The sequence below is a fragment of the Nocardioides rotundus genome (assembly GCF_019931675.1).
GTDB lineage: Bacteria > Actinomycetota > Actinomycetes > Propionibacteriales > Nocardioidaceae > Nocardioides > Nocardioides rotundus.
The window spans coordinates 3,689,310-3,706,135 of record NZ_CP082922.1 but is presented as its reverse complement, the minus strand read 5'-3'; the positions used below and the strand labels follow the sequence as shown (position 1 = coordinate 3,706,135).

Genomic DNA, 16,826 nt, shown 5'->3' with positions numbered 1-16,826 from the left:
GAGTCCTCAGCCCCAGGTCACACCATCGCCGGGGCGCACGACGCCGGGCCGGAGCACGTCGCCGTCCAGCCCGAAGCCCGGCTCCCGGCTCTCGGTGAGCGGGCGCTCGGCCAGCGCCGTGAGCATCGGCAGGTCGCGCTCGCCCGTGGCGGGGTCGAGCGCGGTCACCGCGCATCGAGGAGTACGGCGCCTCAACCTGACCACGGCATCGCCCACGGCGAGGTCGCGGCCCACCCACTCCTCCTCGGCGAAGGCCGCCTCGCCGGTCCGCAGCACCAGGCTGGGCCGGAACCGCTGTCCGTCGACCGCCACCCCGAGCCGGTCACCCAGCGCCGTCAGCGACTCGACGGCGACGACACTCACCGCGCCGGCGTAGACGACCTCGCCCGGCGGCGCCTCGGCCAGCCGGACCGGCCGGTCGAGCAGCCGCGCGCCGAGGTCGCTGTGCGGCCCGTCGAGCAGCGCGACCGGGACCGACCGCCCCCAGTAGTCGCACGCGACGGTCTCCCCGGTCGGCTCCGGGACCCCCGACGCGGTGGGCAGCCCCGGCGCGGAGAGGGTCAGCACGTCCCCGTCGACCCGCACCTCGACGGTGACCAGCGCGGGGTTCTGCACGGTGCGCAGCACCTGCCCGGCGGCCACGTCGACGAAGCACCACCGCCGGTCGCCGACCACGCCGGCCCCGGTCAGCTCGACCCGGTCGCGGGTCAGGTGCCGGGTGCCCTTGACCGCGGCGTATCCCACCGTCTCGACGCGCATGCTCACCAGGCTATGTGCACGATGGCGTCGCCGGAGTTCACCAGCGGCGCCTCGTTGCGGCCGATGACCACGCCGCTGCGGTTGGCGTAGACCGCACGCAGGGTCTTGCCGAAGGAGTCGACCAGGCTGCCCAGGCGCTCGCCGTCGGCGACCTCCTGGCCCAGGTGCGCGTCCAGCCGGAGGATCCCGGTGCGCCGGGCGCGGACCCACGAGCTCTGCCGGCACTCGCGGCTGGGCGGGTCGGCCGGCCCGGGGTCGTCCTCGACCATGCCGAGCGCCGCCAGGACGCGACGTACTCCCACGACACCGGCGTCCACGGCGTAGTCGTCGAACCGCAGGTTCTCCCCGGCCTCGTAGAGCAGCACGGTCGCCCCGCGCTCGCGGGCCGCGTGCCGCAGCGAGCCGTCGCGGATCTTCGCGTGCAGCATCACCGGCGCCCCGAAGCGCTCGGCCAGCTCGTGGGTGCGGCGGTCGTCGAGGTCCGCCCGGATCTGCGGCAGGTTGCTGCGCCGGTCGGCACCGGTGTGCAGGTCGATCCCGACCTCGCACTTGTCCACCACCTCGGTCATGAACAGGTGCGCGATCCGGCTGGCCAGCGAGCCCCGCCCCGACCCGGGGAAGGACCGGTTGAGGTCGCGCCGGTCGGGCAGGTAGCGGTCGCCGTTCATGAAGCCGAGCACGTTGACCACGGGTACGGCGATCAGCGTGCCGCGGAACGTCTTGGGGTCCAGGCCGGCCATCATCTGCCGGATCACCTCGACGCCGTTGACCTCGTCGCCGTGGATCGCGGCGTCCACCCAGACCGTCGGGCCGTCCTCGCGCCCGTGCACGACGCGCACCGGCAGGCTCACGTCGGCGCCGGTGACCAGCTTGGTGATCGGCAGCTCCAGGTTGCGGACCGTCCCGGGCCGGATGCGGACCGAGCCCATCGGGAAGGACTCGCGCGGCATCACTTGCCCCAGTTCTTCCGGCGTACGGCGCGTCGCGGCCGGCCGCCGGCATAGGAGCGCGCCGAGTCCACGAGGAACCCCTGCGCGAGCGCCTCGCGGCCGATGAGCATCCGGAAGCCCATCTCGTCCCGGTTGCTCAGGGTCATCTCGGTGGTGATCGTGCGCCCGACCAGCGTCACGTCCATCCGCACCGCGTAGCGCTCCTCGGTCTGCCCGTTGGAGCTGCGCACCTCGCGCCGGTCGACCACCGGGCAGGTGACCACCGCGACGTCGTCGTCGGTGCGCTGCCACGGATGGATGGAGAACCGCACCCACAGCTCGCCGTCCCGCTCGAGCTCGGTGAGGTCGAAGGCGTGGATCGCCGACGAGCGGGCCCCGGTGTCCAGCTTGGCCTTGATCCACGGGACGTCGCAGCCCGGCAGCGAGACCCACTCCCGCCAGCCGGCGACGGTGGGCGAGACGTGGTCGGTGCTCATCGCGGGTCATCTTGTCAGGTGGCCGGCGGCGGGGTCGTGGGCGACTGCCGGAGGCGCCGTACCGCTGTGCTTGTATGGGGCGCTGTCCGCCGCCGCCGATCCATCAGGTCGTGACGAATGAAGCTCGCCATCCTCTCCCGCGCGCCGCGCTCCTACAGCACCCAGCGGCTGCGCACCGCCGCGCTCGACCGCGGCCACGACGTCAAGGTGCTCAACACCCTGCGGTTCAGCATCGACCTGTCCGGCGACGAGCCTGACCTGCAGTTCCGGGGCAAGCCGCTGAGCGACTACGACGCGATCCTGCCGCGGATCGGGAACTCCATCACCTACTTCGGCACGGCGGTCGTCCGGCAGTTCGAGCAGATGGACGTCTACACCCCGAACCCGGCGTACGGCATCACCAACTCCCGCGACAAGCTGCGCGCCACGCAGATCCTGTCCCGGCACAGCATCGGCATGCCCGCCACGGCGTTCGTCCGCGACCGCGCCGACGTGATCCCGGCGATCGAGATGGTCGGCGGGGCGCCGGTGGTGATCAAGCTGCTCGAGGGCACCCAGGGCATCGGCGTCATCCTGGCCCCAGACATCAAGGTCGCGGAGGCGATCATCGAGACGCTGCAGTCGACCAAGCAGCAGGTGCTGATCCAGCGGTTCGTCAAGGAGTCCAAGGGCCGCGACATCCGGGCGCTCGTCGTCGGCGACCGGGTCGTCGCCGCGATGCGCCGGGTCGCCAAGGGGGACGAGTTCCGCTCCAACGTGCACCGCGGCGGGTCGGTCGAGCGGGTCGAGCTGGACGAGGAGTTCGAGTCCACGGCTGTGCGCGCCGCGCAGATCATGGGCCTCAAGGTCGCGGGCGTCGACATGCTCGAGGGCAGGGACGGGCCGCTGGTGATGGAGGTCAACTCCTCGCCCGGTCTGGAGGGGATCGAGACGGCCACCAAGCTGGACGTGGCCGGCGCGATCATCGACTACATCGACAACCAGGTGGCCTTCCCGCAGATCGACGTGCGGCAGCGGCTCTCGGTGTCGACGGGGTACGGCGTGGCCGAGCTGCTCGTCCACGGCGACGCCGACATCGTCGGGAAGACCATCGGCGAGTCCGGGCTGGGGGAGCGGGACATCACCGTCCTCACCCTCAACCGCGGCTCGCGGGTGATCCCGAACCCGCGCAACAGCCACACCCTGCAGGCCGACGACCGGTTGCTCTGCTTCGGCAAGCTGGAGGAGATGCGTGGGATGATCCCGACCCGGCGCAAGCGACGGCACCGGGTGAAGAAGCTGCCCAAGCAGCCGATCCACGGCGAGGACTGAGGAGCACCGACATGGACCGCACGCCCGACGACGCCCCGCCGCCGCAGGCGCCGGCCGCCCAGGCTCCTCCGCCGGCCTACCCGCCGCCGCGGACGCCGGTCCCGGCCGGCCCGCCCGCGCCCCCGCAGCCCCCGGGCGGCTTCAAGCGCGGTTTCGGCCTCGGCGCCGGCGCGGCCCTGGGCGCCGGGCTGATCGCGATGATCGTGGGCGTCGTCGGCTTCGCCCTGCTCGCCGGCCTGCTGGCACTGATCGGCAGCACCGTGACCAGCGCGCCTTCGACGAGCGAGGGCACGCCGCTGGAGACGGTGTGGGGTCCCGAGGACGCCAGCACCACGATCCGGGAGATCGCGGTGACCGGCCCGATCCTCACCGACTCCGGCAGCGGCGGCGTCGGGCTCTTCGGGCTCGGCACCTACGGCTACGACGTGGCCGAGCAGCTCGACGCGATGGACAAGGGCGACGCGGACGCCGTACTCCTCTCCATGGACACCCCTGGCGGCACCATCACCGGCAGCAGGGCGATCGCCGACGCGGTCACGCGCTACCAGAACCGCACCGGGCAGCCGGTGGTCGCGTTCGTCCGCGGCATGTCCGCCTCGGGCGGGATGTATGCCATGGCCGGCGCCGACCAGGTGATCGCCGACCACGGCACGATGATCGGCAGCATCGGCGTGATCCTCGGCCCGCTGCAGCGCTACCGCGATGTCACCGCGATCGAGGGCGGCCTGCTCGGCGGCGGTGTGACCACCGATGGCGGGATCACGCAGGAGTACTTCACCAAGGGCAAGGGCAAGGACTTCGGCAACCCCTGGCGGGCCATCACGCCGGAGGAGCGGCGGGTGATCAGCGCAGGGATGGACGATGAGTACGACGCCTTCGTCAACCACGTCTCCGACGGCCGCGGGATCCCGGAGCGGGTCATCCGCAACGACATCGGTGCCTACATCTACTCCCCGCGGCAGGCGATCGACAACGGGCTGATCGACACCGAGCGCGGGGCCGACGAGGCCTTCCGTCGCGCGGCCGAGATCGCCGGCGGCGACCCCGATGACACGCGGATCGTCGCCCCCGCCCCGCTGGGCTTCCTGGAGTCGCTGACCTCGGCCCGCTCCGACGCCGAGCCGACGCAGGCGCAGCTGGACCGGGCGGCCGCGGCGATCCGGCGCAGCGAGGTGTGCGCCGGAGGTGCGGCGGTGATGGCGGTGCACGTGCAGGTCGCCAACCTCTGCCGCTGACCGATTCCTTCGGCGGAGTCCTCCCTTGCAGCAGATGATTGTCCAATGGGGGCGCACACAAGGTGCCGGGCTGTGGCAATATGGCCGACTCCACCGCTCACGCTGAGCCCGAGCGGCCCGAAGACCAAGTCAAAGCCACCGCTTGCAGCGGCTTATCGCATCGCCGTCATCGCCAAGTGGTACGAGTGTCGAACGATATGTTCGGCACCGGCAAGCGGAAAACCGGAGACAGTAGGGAGACCGTGTCCGAAACTCAGCCCAACTCAGCAGTTCTACAAAGCGACGCGTGCGCCTTGGCGCTGCGCGATCCCCATAAATCAACGCTGAACGTTGCTTACCCCTACCCAACAACTCTTTTGCAGAAATGCCGAGAGACCTCGGCGAACTCTGGATCCTTTTCGCAAGGCAGTACTCGAAGGTTGACGTACAAGTTCAAAAGTCAGACTCGACACCAATCGTCCCTGTCAATCATGATTGGGATGGAGCGCTTGAGTTTAGCGTTCACAGTGTCATCGGTTTGGCAGTCGAAGAACTGGTGGAAGGCGAGTCGTTGTCGGTGACAGCCAAACCTGGGGACTACCGTATTCGCCTGCTGGTTGGCGGTCGCACGCGCGCTGCTGCTCTCGAGAACGCACTATCGGCCGGTTTGGACGCGCCGGCAGCGGAACGACTCCTGGTTCAGATATGGCCATCTGTGCCGCAGCCATCTCTGCTTTTGTGGGATGACGCTCCAACCCGTGAAACTTTACAGAAGGAAGACGGGATTCGAGAGCGGGCTCAGCACGCTGCCCGCGCCATCATCACCGATGTGGTTGAGTACGAAGGGGTGGACACATTCTCGAAATCCATGGGAACTGTGCGGTTTAGGGGCGAGTTCGACCCGGGCGAGCAGGCGGACGTATTCCACCGGCTCACGCGCCAAATGGGATGGCCCTGGGCCCAGGGGGGTGGCTACTGGGGCGCTCATTCGGACTATCCGAACAAGCGGATGACTCTTCTGAGTGATCCGTATCTTGACATCGACCATGGCGAGATTCGGACTCATATTACGGATAGTGGCAATGACCAGTTCCACGCCATCTGGTCTCTCTTTCGTGACGTCGGTACCGACCTTCAACTCGTGGTTGATTCCGCCACACTCACACTTTCCGTGGTCAACAGAAGCCCTGAGGAGAAACTCTCTGTGCTTGTAGAGCATTCGGGGGTGCCTGCCGAGTGGGTAGCGAAACTTCGCGCTCAGTGGGAGCTAATCTTTCACTCGGTCCGACTCGGCTCTATTTAGTGCTCCAACCGGAAATCTGCAGGCTCGCAGTCGAGAAAGGAGCCTCGTGTCTAGCGCAGATGAATCACGTTCGATGGTCGGCCAAGCCGTTTCCTTCCGAGCGACGCCATTGACACTAAGGAACCTATGACCTCCAACATCAACAAAAATGGCCTCACGCGCTGCGCCGGCACCTTGTTGGCGATACATGATCGAAACCACGGCTGCGGGCATGCCCTCGGAGTTTTTGATAGCAGGGTAGGGGATACTGCTTGGTGACAGAAGAATCACTTTTCCATCCCCTCGTGACCTCAACGTCAGCGCTGCTCGAGCTTCACTGGGGAGGAAGACCCAGCAATTCCTGACGTCCTCCCTCGTGTTCGCAGAGTCCTGCCGAGTCTCCGGGACCTGGGTGGTTGGTGCCTCGCTAGAACTGCTGGAACACCCAGCAGTTGTCAGCAGTAGTGCAAGCGAGGCAAGGGCCATCCTAGCGTGCCCAAAACTCTCCACGCGCTACCTGACCTTTACGTAGAAGAAGTCGCCGCCCAACACTCTTGCCTTGCGATAGAACTCTCCCAACCTCGCGCCGAGGCCACGATTATCGGTGGACGATATGTATCTCGCATGACACATGCGAGGCTTCTGTGCGCACCCATCCCACGTGGACGCAAAGGGAAATTCGTCGCAATCCTGTCCTGCTCTCCGCGTTCCACTATTACGACATTCTCTTAGGGCTGCTCGGCGGTTAGCCCGAATGACGGAGGTGGTACCTGTTCTTCTGAGGGCAAAGTCCACCCCAGCCCCGCTGATTCGCTGCGACCTGGCGATGATGGCTGCGCTCTGAGGATATGCCTTCGAGTTGGCGACGAAGCGTGGCCGGTACTTCCAGTAGACGCACCCACGCGTGGCGTAGCGCACCCAGTCACAGCGGATGTCAGGCGGCTTTCGCCTGACCTTGTGATTTCCTGGCGCCGTCCGCGCTGTCCAGTTCACGGTCGTTCGATTCGGATAACGGAGAAGTCGGTGAACGTGGCGCTGCTGCTGGCGATCTCCATGGAACTCTCGACCGTTGCGTCGAGCGCGGTGATTGACACCATGATCGCCGAGACGTTCTGGGTCGGGACACCCGCTTTGCCCAGCGCCGCGTAGGTGCGGGTCTCGTTGGGGGCGAAGGCCTTGGTGTTTCCGCCAACACCTGTTTTGGTGTTAACGATCTCGCTGGAGGGCACAGGGACGAATCGTCCACCGCTTTCCAGCCCCTGAGCCTGAGCGGAACTGACCAGGCCGACGACAGCCGCCGCGACGAGCACCGCAAGAGCGAAAAGAACGATACAGACTCGATGGGCCGCGCTCTGGTTCCAGGGTCGGCCATCGATCCTCAACTGTGTGGGCACGGGTGAGTTCTATTGCGACGGAGGCACCGGGCGTGGCGGAATGGCGAAACTTGCCCTCTCCGGAACTGGCCTTCTTCCCGGCGACCGGGCTTGGCGAGATGCCTCTACGCCGGCGTAGCGCCATCCTGCCGTCTCCACCGCCTTCTCCTGGCTGCCTGGGCCGCCAGCCGTCAGGATGGCTGCATGGCCTACCACGCTGACGACCGCCGCTACGACTCCATGGACTACCGCTTCTGCGGCCGCTCCGGGCTGCAGCTGCCCGTGCTCTCGCTCGGGCTGTGGCAGAACTTCGGCACCGACCGGCCCGAGGAGACCCAGCGGGAGATCCTGCGCACCGCGTTCGACCGCGGCATCACCCACTTCGACCTGGCCAACAACTACGGCCCGCCCTACGGCCGCGCGGAGGAGAACTTCGGCCGCTACCTGCGCGAGGACCTCGCCCCCTACCGGGACGAGCTGATCATCTCCACCAAGGCCGGCTACGACATGTGGCCGGGCCCCTACGGGCAGGGCGGCGGCACGAGGAAGTACGTCCTGGCCAGCCTGGACCAGTCGCTGGCCCGGATGGGTCTGGACTACGTCGACATCTTCTACAGCCACCGCTTCGACCCCGACACCCCGGTCGAGGAGACGATGCGCGCGCTGGACCACGCGGTGCGCAGCGGCCGGGCGCTCTACGTCGGGATCTCGTCCTACTCCCCCGAGCACACGCAGGAGGCGGCGAGCATCGCCCGCGATCTCGGCACGCCGCTGCTCATCCACCAGCCGTCGTACTCCATGCTCAACCGCTGGGTCGAGGAGCGCCTGCTCGACGTGCTGGAGGAGGAGGGGATGGGCTGCATCGGCTTCACCGCGCTGGCGCAGGGGCTGCTGACCGACAAGTACCTCGGCGGCGTGCCGGAGGACTCCCGCGCCGCCCGCGAGGGCTCGACGCTGACCGGGCTGGACGACGCGGTGCTGGAGCGGGTGCGTGCCTTGAACGGGATCGCCGAGCGGCGCGGCCAGTCGCTGGCGCAGCTCGCGCTGCAGTGGGCGCTGCGCGACCCGCGGATGACCTCGCTGGTGATCGGCGCCTCCTCGGTGCGGCAGCTCGAGTCGAACCTGGCGATCCTGGACTCCCCGCCGCTCACCGCGGACGAGCTGGCCGAGATCGACGGGTTCGCCGTCGAGTCGGGGGTGAACCTCTGGGCCTGACCCCCTCACCTACAGTGGCGACGTGAGGGTCGCGCTGGTGCTGGGGGCCGGGGGAGCGCGCGGATACGCGCACCTCGGCGTGGTCGAGGAGCTGCGCGAGCGCGGCCACGAGATCGTCGCGGTGGCGGGTACGTCGATGGGCGCGCTCGTCGGCGGGCTGGTCGCCGCCGGGCGGGACGAGGAGTTCGCGACCTGGGTGCGGACCCTGACCCAGCGCGGCGTGCTCCGGCTGATGGACCCCGCGGGCTTCACCGAGCCGGGCGCGGTGCGCGGCAACCGGGTGATCGAGAAGATCGACGGCATCCTCGGCGAGCTGCAGATCGAGGAGCTGCCGATCCCGTTCACCGCGGTGGCCGCCGACCTGACCACCCGCCGCGAGGTGTGGTTCCAGCGGGGCCCGCTCACGGCCGCGATCCGCGCGTCCATCGCGATCCCCGGTGCCCTGACGCCCGTGGCGATGGGCGGACGGCTGCTCGTCGACGGGGGCATCCTCAACCCGGTGCCGGTCGAGCCGGTGCTCTCGGTGGACGCCGACTTCACCGTCGCCGTCGACCTCGCCGCGCAGGACGCGCTGGAGCGGGCGGTCGGCGGGTCGCCGGTGCGCGAGGAGGCCGACGTCGCGGGCGACACCCGCAGCTGGCTGTCCCGGATCGGCTTTGCCGCGCGCGACCGGGAGACCGCCGCGGAGAAAAAGGCCGCGCGGCGCAACCCCGACACCGACCCCGGCGCGTTCGACGTGATGATGAAGTCCTTCGAGACGATGCAGGAGGCGATGGCGCGCTACCGGGTCGCGGCGAACCCGCCCGACGTACTCGTCCCGGTGCCGCTCCGCTCCGCGCGCACGATGGACTTCCACCGCGCCGAGGAGCTGATCGGGCTCGGCCGCCGGCTCGCCGCGGAGCACCTGGACGCCGCCGGGCACTAGGGTCGGCTCATGGCACGCGAGGAGATCGAGAGCGCCGGGCACGCGGGGACGCTGCGCGGCTACCGCTGGAGCGGCGAGGCCGACCCGAGCTGGGTCGCGGTGCTCGTCCACGGGTACGGCGAGCACGTCGGCCGCTACGAGCACGTGGCCGCGCGGCTGGTCGACGGCGGCGCGGTCGTCTATGCCCAGGACCACGTCGGGCACGGGCGCAGCGACGGGGAGCGGGTGCTGGTGGAGGACTTCGAGCCCGTCGTGGACGACGTACGCCTGCTCGTCCGGCGGGCGAGCGAGGAGCACCCGGGCCTCCCGGTCGTGCTCGTCGGGCACTCGATGGGCGGGATGATCGCGGCCCGCTACACCCAGCGGTTCCCCGACGAGCTGACCGCGACCGTGCTCTCCGGGCCGGTGCTCGGGCGGTGGGCCGCGGTCGAGCAGCTGCTGCCCCTGGAGGAGATCCCGGCGACGCCGATCGACCCGGACACCCTGAGCCGGGACCCCGAGGTCGGCAAGGCATACGACGCCGACGAGCTGGTCTGGCACGGTGACTTCAAGCGGCCCACCCTGGCCGCGCTGGCCGCCGAGATCGACACGATCAACGACGCCGGCGCCCTCGCCGTACCGACCCTGTGGCTGCACGGTGAGGAGGACCAGCTGGTGCCAATCGGGGACACCCGCGACGGCTGGGGGCGGATCCGGGCGGAGGACTCGGAGGAGCGGACCTACCCCGGCGCGCGGCACGAGATCTTCAACGAGACCAACCAGGACGAGGTGCTCGACGACGTGCTGGCGTTCGTGCACCGGCACCTCGGGCGGTCGTGACCCGCCCGCTAGGTTCACGGGTATGACCGACGCGTCCTCCCTGCCCGTCCAGACGCCGCCGCCCGTCGAGGCGCGCAGCTTCACCGACGCGCGCGAGGCGATCGGTGCGCTGCAGGAGATCTACGACCGCAACACCGCCTATCTGCGGGACTCCCTCGCCTCGCTGGCCGCGGGCGAGGCCGAGCCCGACCACCGGTTCGGCGCGTTCTACCCCGAGATCACCGTGGCGACGTCGGTGTCGGGGCAGGTGGACCCGCGGCGCGCGTTCGGGCACCTGCCGGCGCCGGGCACCTACAGCACCACGGTCACCCGGCCCGAGCTGTTCGACGCCTACCTGGCCGAGCAGCTCGAGCGGCTGATGGACATCCACGACATCCCCGTGGTGGTGGGGGAGTCGCGGACGCCGATCCCGATCCACTTCGCGGTGCGTGGCGACCAGTGGGTGAGCGGGGCCGCGCTGAGCGAGCTCGGGCGGCCGCTGCCGGACTTCTTCGACGTGCCCGACCTGGAGTCCACCGAGGACGAGATCGTCAACGGAACCTTCGAGGCGCAGGCCGGCGAGCCGGCGCCGCTCGCGCCGTTCACCGCGCCGCGGATCGACTACTCGCTGCAGCGGCTGGCGCACTACACCGCCACCAAGCCCGAGCACTTCCAGAACCACGTGCTGTTCACCAACTACGGCTTCTACGTCGACGAGTTCCGCGACTTCGCCCGGGAGCTGATGGCCGACGGCGGCGGGGGCTTCGAGTCGTTCGTCGAGCCGGGGACCCAGGGCGGCATGGTCACCCTGGCCGAGGGGACGACGACCGGCGAGCCCCCGGCGCGCGAGCCGCAGATGCCGGCGTACCACCTCACCCGTCCCGACCACAGCGGCATCACGCTGGTCAACATCGGCGTCGGCCCGTCGAACGCGAAGACGATCACCGACCACGTCGCCGTGCTGCGGCCGCACGTGTGGCTGATGCTGGGGCACTGCGCGGGGCTGCGGAACACCCAGCAGCTCGGTGACTACGTGCTGGCTCACGCCTACGTCCGCGAGGACCACGTGCTCGACGACGACCTGCCGGTGTGGGTGCCCATCCCGGCGCTCGCCGAGGTCCAGGTGGCCCTGGAGGAGTCGGTCGCCGAGGTGACCGGGCTGGACGACTGGGAGCTGAAGCGGATCATGCGCACCGGCACCGTCGCCTCCACCGACAACCGCAACTGGGAGCTGCAGGCGACCAGCGGCCCGATCCGCCGGCTCTCCCAGTCGCGCGCCGTCGCGCTGGACATGGAGTCGGCGGCGATCGCGGCGAACGGCTTCCGCTTCCGGGTGCCCTACGGCACGCTGCTCTGCGTCTCGGACCGCCCGCTGCACGGCGAGCTCAAGCTGCCCGGCATGGCCTCGGAGTTCTACCAGCGGCAGGTCTCGCAGCATCTGCGGATCGGCCTGCGGGCGCTGGAGAAGCTGGCCGCGATGCAGCCCGACCGGCTGCACTCCCGCAAGCTGCGCAGCTTCGAGGAGACCGCCTTCCAGTAGAGGTCCCCTCGCTGGTCGACAGGCTCAACCAGGGGTTGCCTGGCGTACCGGCACTGGCAGAAGTCCCACCTCCCCGCCCCGGGCACGCTCAGCAACACCGTCCCAGCCAGGTTCTGCCAGTGTGGCTACGACTCGCCGTGACGGGCTCGGCCCGCGGCGCGGAGGGCGCGGTCGCCCGAGCCGAGCCGGGCCGGCCCCCGACCGTGTGGGATCGGAGCCATCAGATGACCCCGATCCCACACGGTCCACCGAGAGTCGCCCGGCTAGGTGTCCTCGGGTGGGCATCGGCCTGCGGCGGCGAGCAGGGCGGCGAGGGGTGGCGGCGTGGTCGCGGGAGAGAGGCGTACGGCGAGCGCGCGGGCCAGCCGCTCCTTGCGCCCCGAGCCCGACCCGGCGAACCGATGCAGCTGATCGGCCACCGGTCGGTCGCGCCACTCGGGCTGCCGCTGCAGGGTATGGAAGCGGGCCAGCTCGCCGAGCTGGTCGACCGCGTCCAGCACAGTGTCGGTGCCCAGCGCCCGGATCAGCTCGTCCTCCAGATCGCTCTCACAGACGAAGAAGCCGTGGGTCCCCAGCGCCTCCGCACCGGGCACGTCCCACCCGCGCCGCCGGACCGCGCGGAGCAGGATCCCGACCTCGCCGCCGTCGACCAGCCCGAGGATCGTCGTACCGTCACACGCGTTGCGGGCGAGCTCGCGCGCGAAGTTGGTGACGCCGCCGATCGCGAGGACGCGCGCTCGCACGCACTGGTCGAGGAGGAGGTGCTCCACCACCACGGCATCGCTGCGGCCTTCGACCAGGATCACCACCGGCATACCGGCGAGCCTGCCAAGCCGGCCGGTGGGCGTCCATCGGGTTGTGGTCTCGACGGGCTCGACCACCGAAGGGGTTCGACCGGCGCGTGGGTGGTCTCGACGGGCTCGACCACCGAAGGGGTTCGACCGGCGCGTGGGTGGTCTCGACGGGCTCGACCACCGAAGGGGTTCGACCGGCGCGTGGGTGGTCTCGACAGGCTCGACCACCGAGGGGAGGCTCGACCACCGAGGGGAGGCTCGACCACCGAGGGGAGGCTCGACCACCGAGGGGAGGCTCGACCACCGAGGGGAGGCTCGACCACCGGGGGGAGGCTCGACGGCCGAGGGGCGCGTCTCAGGCGTCGTTGGCGCAGCGGAACCCGAGGTTGCCCGAGGCGGACTCGGCGGTGTTGGCCGACCGGGCGGCGACCCGGTACCGGTGACAGTAGGAGTCGTGGCACAGATACGACCCGCCCCGCATCACCCGCAGGACCTCGCCACCGGACGCGTCGCTGCCCGGCGCCACCGGGTCGGTGACCGGCGCGGAGGCGGCGCGGTCGGCGTACGTCGTCGGCGAGAACCGGTCCGCGCACCACTCCCACACGTTCCCCGCCATCTGGTGCAGGCCGTAGCCGTTCGGCCGGAACGACTTCACCGGCGCCGTGGTGAGCCAGCCGTCCTCGGCGGTGTTGTGCTGGGGGAAGCGTCCCTGGAAGATGTTCAGCCGCCATCGGCCGCGGTCCATCAGCTCATCCCCCCACGGGAAGCGCGCGCCGGCGAGGCCGCCGCGGGCGGCGTACTCCCACTCCGCCTCGGTCGGCAGCCGCTTGCCCGCCCAGGCGCAGTAGGCCTGCGCGTCCTGCCAGGTCACCTGGACCACCGGATGCTGCGGCCGGTCGCCGATGCCGGAGCGCGGCCCGCCCGGGTGCCGCCAGTCCGCGCCCTTGACCACCAGCCACCACGGCGTGCCGTCGGCGCGGCCGACCACGTCGCCCGGCGCGGCCTCGGCGGCCAGGTGGAAGACCGCGGAGAGCCCGAGCTGCTCGGCCTCGGTGACATAGCCGGTCGCCTTCACGAAGGTCGCGAAGGCGGCGTTGGTCACTGCCGTCTCGTCGACGAGGTACGGCGAGACCCGGACCGCGTGCGCCGGTCCCTCGCCGTCGGCGGCGTACCCCTCGCCGAAGGCGTCGCCCATGGTGAACTCCCCGCCCGGGATCGGTCGCTGGCCCCGGGTGCTGCGCTCACCCCGCGACGGGACGCGGGACGGGGCGGGGGCCGCCTCGGTCGCGGGGGCGCCGGTGGCGGCGCCGGCCGGAGCACAGCAGGGGGAGCGGGGAGTGGGGTCAGGCGACGGACTCACGCATCAGCCTCTCGGCGCGACGGACGACGGAGGGGAAGGTGGCGGCCACGTCGTTCTGCTCGCTGAGGTCGCGGTTGAGCTGGAACAGCTGGGTCGCTCCCCGGTCGTGCCGCACGGCCTTCCACTGTCCGAAGCGTACGGCCTCGTCGAAGCCGCCCTCGGGGAACTGCCAGTACAGGTAGTCGTGCGTGGGCTGCTCCCCGCCGACGAAGGTCGGCGCGAAGGAGATCCCGTCCAGGCCGTCGGGGATGCTCGCGCCGCCGAGCTCGGCGAAGGTCGGGAGCAGGTCCCAGACCGCGATCGGGGTCCGCACCGCCGTGCCCGGCGCGGGCGAGGCGTCCGTGCGCAGCGCTGGCGGGATGCTCGCGACCATCGGCACCCGGATGCCGCCCTCGTAGACGTCGCGCTTGATCCCGCGCAGCGGCCCGTTGCTGTCGAAGAACTCCGCGTCGTGCGGGAGGTTGCTCCCCACGTGGCCGTAGCTCGCGCCCTCCTGGTGCGGGCCGTTGTCGCTGACCACCAGCACGACGGTGTTGTCCGCCAGCCCGTTGCGCTCCAGTCGGTCCATCAGCAGCCCCACCTGGGTGTCGGTCCAGGTCACCTGCGCCGCGTGGTTGCGCTCGCCCTCGGGCCACGGCCGGTCGGAGTAGGGCGCGTCGGACGGGATCTCGTTCGGCGCGTGCGGGGTGGTGTAGGAGACGTCGAGGAAGAACGGCTCGTCGGCGCCGACGTCGTCGAGGAACCGCAGCGCCTCCTCGGTGATCAGCGTGCCGGCGTAGGTGACGTCGGCCCCGGCGTTCTCGGGATACTCCACGCGGGTGTGGTCGCTCCAGAGGTACGTCGGCCAGTAGTCGTGGGCGTGCAGGTGCGTGATGTAGCCGAAGAACCGGTCGAACCCCTGTCGCAGCGGATGGCTCGCGCTGTCGCCGCGGTCCGGGCCGAAGCCCCACTTGCCGATGATGCCGGTGGTGTAGCCGGCACCCTGCAGCACCTCCCCGATCGTGACGTCCTCGGGCAGGAAGCCCCGCCCGGCCTGGGAGTTCTGCTTCACCCGAGCGTGTCCGGTGTGCAGCCCGGTGAACAGCGAGCAGCGGGTCGGCGCGCAGGTCGGGGTCGCATAGGCCTGGTCGAAGCGCAGGCCGTCGGCGGCGATCCCGTCCAGGACCGGCGTCTGAAGCACCTCCTGGCCGTAGGCGCCGACCTCGCCCCAGCCGAGGTCGTCGACGACGACGAGCAGGAAGTTCGGCCGCCGAGCCGGTACGCCGGCACTCGAGGCGGTCTCGGCGGCGGAGGCGGGCTGCCGGGAGCCGGCGTAGCCCGCGATCGCGGTCGCGGCGAGCCCGCCCCCGAGAAGCGTGCGGCGCCCGAGACGCGAGCTGGAGGGGAGTTCGTGGTTGAGGGAGGTCATGCGGACTGATACTAGAGTAATCCACTCCAGTTACTACATAGGCCCCCTCCGGTGGGTCCTCACAGCGAGGCGACCAGCATGATCCCGGCGAAGACGACGCCGGTGGTCAGCATGGTGACGGCGGTGTAGCCCAACACGTCGGAGGTTCGCAGCCGCGCGATCGCCAGGAGCGGCAGGGCCCAGAACGGCTGGATCATGTTGGTCCACTGGTCGCCGTACGCCACCCCCATGATCACGATGGCGGGGTCGACGCCCAGCTGGTTGGCCGCGTCGAGGAAGATCGGGGCCTGCACGGCGAACTGGCCGCCGCCGCTGGGGACGAACAGGTTGATCAGGCCACCGGAGAGGAAGGCCCAGAGGCCGAGGGTGTGCTCGTTGGCGATGCCCACGAAGAAGTCGGCGAAGATCTCGATCAGCCCGGTCGCGGTCATCATGCCGAGGATGCCGGCGTAGAGCGGGTACTGCAGCAGGATGTCGCCGACGTTGCGGGCCGCCGAGACGACCAGCCTGCCGAGCTCGGCCGGTGAGCGCACCAGCAGCATGACCAGGCACAGGAACGTCCAGTTGACGATGTCCAGGGTGAGCGCGAAGCCCTCCTGGGAGTACCAGATGACCAGGTAGGCGAGCAGCGCGAGACCGAGCGCGAGGGTGATGATCCGGCTGGAGTCCAGCCGCTCGGCCGGCGTCGGACCCTCGTCGCCGTGGGTGTCGATCAGACCGCCCTCCTCGGGGTCGGAGAGCCGCGCGCCCTCGGGCAGCTCGACGACCTTCTCGCCCGGGCCCGGTCGCATCGCCACCACGGTCGCGACCACGACGGCCACCGCCACCACGATCCCGACCAGGTTCCACCAGGAGAAGATCGTCTCGGTGACGGGGATGATCCGGCCGACCTGGCTCTCCACGAAGCTGCCCGGCGTGGCCGCCGCGAGCGGGCCGGACCCGCTGTAGCCCATGTGCCAGACCACGAAGCCGCTGTAGCCCGAGGCCACGAGCAGCGGGAAGTGCAGCTTGAGTCCGCGCCGCCGGCCGCTCTCGGCCACCTCGATCGACAACAGCGCCGCCACGACCAGCCCGAGACCCCAGGTGATGAGCGAGGCGATCGCCGCGCACAGCGCGACGAAGCCGTAGGCCTGCGCGGGCGTGCGCGGCACGTTGCCCGCGGCGGTCAGGAGGCGCCGTACCGGACCGGTGTTCGCGAGCATGTGCCCCAGCAGCAGCACCAGCGCCATCTGCGTCATGAACGCCAGCAGCCCGATCAGCCCGTCGCCCCACGCGCGGGTCACCTCGACCGGGCCGGAGTCGGTGAGCGTCAGCGCGAGTACGGCGACCACCGCGGTCAGCACGACCGCGAAGGTCAGCGCGCCGGGCAGGTAGCGCTCGCCCAGGCGGACGAGCGGTCGGGACAGGGTCTTGAGCACGGC

The 16,826-nt window shown here is 70.2% G+C and carries 16 protein-coding genes; 7 read left to right on the top strand and 9 right to left on the bottom strand.

Features of this window, described 5'->3' with window-relative positions:
- Positions 1-6: 6 nt before the first annotated feature.
- From K8W59_RS18225 to K8W59_RS18215, 3 genes are read right to left on the bottom strand one after another with little or no spacing between them, the layout of a single operon-like run.
- Positions 7-759, bottom strand: coding sequence for an MOSC domain-containing protein (locus K8W59_RS18225; protein WP_223396368.1), 753 nt, complete (start codon positions 757-759; stop codon positions 7-9).
- 2 nt (positions 760-761) lie between these two features.
- Positions 762-1,709 (bottom strand): succinylglutamate desuccinylase/aspartoacylase family protein, encoded by a 948-nt coding sequence (locus tag K8W59_RS18220; RefSeq protein ID WP_223396367.1) that lies wholly within the window; start codon positions 1,707-1,709, stop codon positions 762-764.
- Positions 1,709-2,185 (bottom strand): ATP-dependent zinc protease family protein, encoded by a 477-nt coding sequence (locus K8W59_RS18215; protein ID WP_223396366.1) that lies wholly within the window; start codon positions 2,183-2,185, stop codon positions 1,709-1,711. Before K8W59_RS18215 ends, K8W59_RS18220 begins: the two co-directional genes overlap by 1 nt.
- A 117-nt stretch (positions 2,186-2,302) precedes the next feature.
- Between K8W59_RS18215 and K8W59_RS18210 the strand changes: the two genes are divergently transcribed.
- The 3 genes from K8W59_RS18210 to K8W59_RS18200 all read left to right on the top strand — a co-directional run bounded on the left by K8W59_RS18210 (position 2,303) and on the right by K8W59_RS18200 (position 6,013).
- The gene (locus K8W59_RS18210) at positions 2,303-3,496 is read left to right on the top strand and encodes a RimK family alpha-L-glutamate ligase (protein WP_223396365.1); all 1,194 of its coding nucleotides are present in this window, start codon (positions 2,303-2,305) and stop codon (positions 3,494-3,496) included.
- 11 nt (positions 3,497-3,507) lie between these two features.
- The gene (locus tag K8W59_RS18205) at positions 3,508-4,731 is read left to right on the top strand and encodes a S49 family peptidase (RefSeq protein WP_223396364.1); all 1,224 of its coding nucleotides are present in this window, start codon (positions 3,508-3,510) and stop codon (positions 4,729-4,731) included.
- 364 nt (positions 4,732-5,095) lie between these two features.
- Entirely contained in the window at positions 5,096-6,013 is a 918-nt protein-coding gene (locus tag K8W59_RS18200) for a hypothetical protein (RefSeq protein WP_223396363.1), read from the top strand.
- 492 nt (positions 6,014-6,505) lie between these two features.
- Here K8W59_RS18200 and K8W59_RS20420 read toward each other — a convergent pair whose 3' ends face one another.
- Both K8W59_RS20420 and K8W59_RS18190 read right to left on the bottom strand, forming a co-directional pair.
- A complete protein-coding gene (locus K8W59_RS20420; RefSeq protein WP_397196041.1) occupies positions 6,506-6,787 on the bottom strand; it encodes a NucA/NucB deoxyribonuclease domain-containing protein in 282 nt (93 codons plus the stop codon).
- Positions 6,788-6,981: 194 nt separating this feature from the next.
- The gene (locus tag K8W59_RS18190; RefSeq protein WP_223396361.1) at positions 6,982-7,386 is read right to left on the bottom strand and encodes a hypothetical protein; all 405 of its coding nucleotides are present in this window, start codon (positions 7,384-7,386) and stop codon (positions 6,982-6,984) included.
- A 183-nt stretch (positions 7,387-7,569) separates the two neighbouring features.
- Here K8W59_RS18190 and mgrA point away from each other — a divergent pair, with 183 nt between their 5' ends.
- From mgrA to K8W59_RS18170, 4 genes are read left to right on the top strand one after another with little or no spacing between them, the layout of a single operon-like run.
- The gene (mgrA, locus tag K8W59_RS18185) at positions 7,570-8,580 is read left to right on the top strand and encodes an L-glyceraldehyde 3-phosphate reductase (protein WP_223396360.1); all 1,011 of its coding nucleotides are present in this window, start codon (positions 7,570-7,572) and stop codon (positions 8,578-8,580) included.
- A 22-nt stretch (positions 8,581-8,602) separates the two neighbouring features.
- Positions 8,603-9,505 carry a patatin-like phospholipase family protein gene (locus K8W59_RS18180; protein ID WP_223396359.1) on the top strand — a complete coding sequence of 301 codons (903 nt, stop codon included), beginning with the start codon at positions 8,603-8,605 and terminating at the stop codon, positions 9,503-9,505.
- A gap of 9 nt (positions 9,506-9,514) precedes the next feature.
- Positions 9,515-10,324: an alpha/beta hydrolase gene (locus K8W59_RS18175; protein WP_223396358.1), complete on the top strand. Its 810-nt coding sequence runs from the start codon at positions 9,515-9,517 to the stop codon at positions 10,322-10,324.
- Positions 10,325-10,346: 22 nt separating this feature from the next.
- Positions 10,347-11,843 carry an AMP nucleosidase gene (locus K8W59_RS18170; RefSeq protein ID WP_223396357.1) on the top strand — a complete coding sequence of 499 codons (1,497 nt, stop codon included), beginning with the start codon at positions 10,347-10,349 and terminating at the stop codon, positions 11,841-11,843.
- A gap of 263 nt (positions 11,844-12,106) precedes the next feature.
- On the opposite strand, the gene K8W59_RS18165 is transcribed toward K8W59_RS18170, so the two are convergent.
- From K8W59_RS18165 to K8W59_RS18150, 4 genes are all read right to left on the bottom strand, one after another.
- The gene (locus tag K8W59_RS18165) at positions 12,107-12,658 is read right to left on the bottom strand and encodes a hypothetical protein (protein ID WP_223396356.1); all 552 of its coding nucleotides are present in this window, start codon (positions 12,656-12,658) and stop codon (positions 12,107-12,109) included.
- Positions 12,659-12,992: 334 nt separating this feature from the next.
- A complete protein-coding gene (locus tag K8W59_RS18160; protein WP_223396355.1) occupies positions 12,993-13,997 on the bottom strand; it encodes a formylglycine-generating enzyme family protein in 1,005 nt (334 codons plus the stop codon).
- The gene (locus tag K8W59_RS18155; protein WP_223396354.1) at positions 13,981-15,405 is read right to left on the bottom strand and encodes an arylsulfatase; all 1,425 of its coding nucleotides are present in this window, start codon (positions 15,403-15,405) and stop codon (positions 13,981-13,983) included. The genes K8W59_RS18160 and K8W59_RS18155 overlap by 17 nt, the downstream gene beginning before the upstream one ends.
- Before the next feature lie 59 nt (positions 15,406-15,464).
- Complete coding sequence (locus K8W59_RS18150) at positions 15,465-16,823, bottom strand: short-chain fatty acid transporter (RefSeq protein ID WP_223396353.1); 1,359 nt, start codon at positions 16,821-16,823, stop codon at positions 15,465-15,467.
- Between the last annotated feature and the right edge of the window lie 3 nt (positions 16,824-16,826).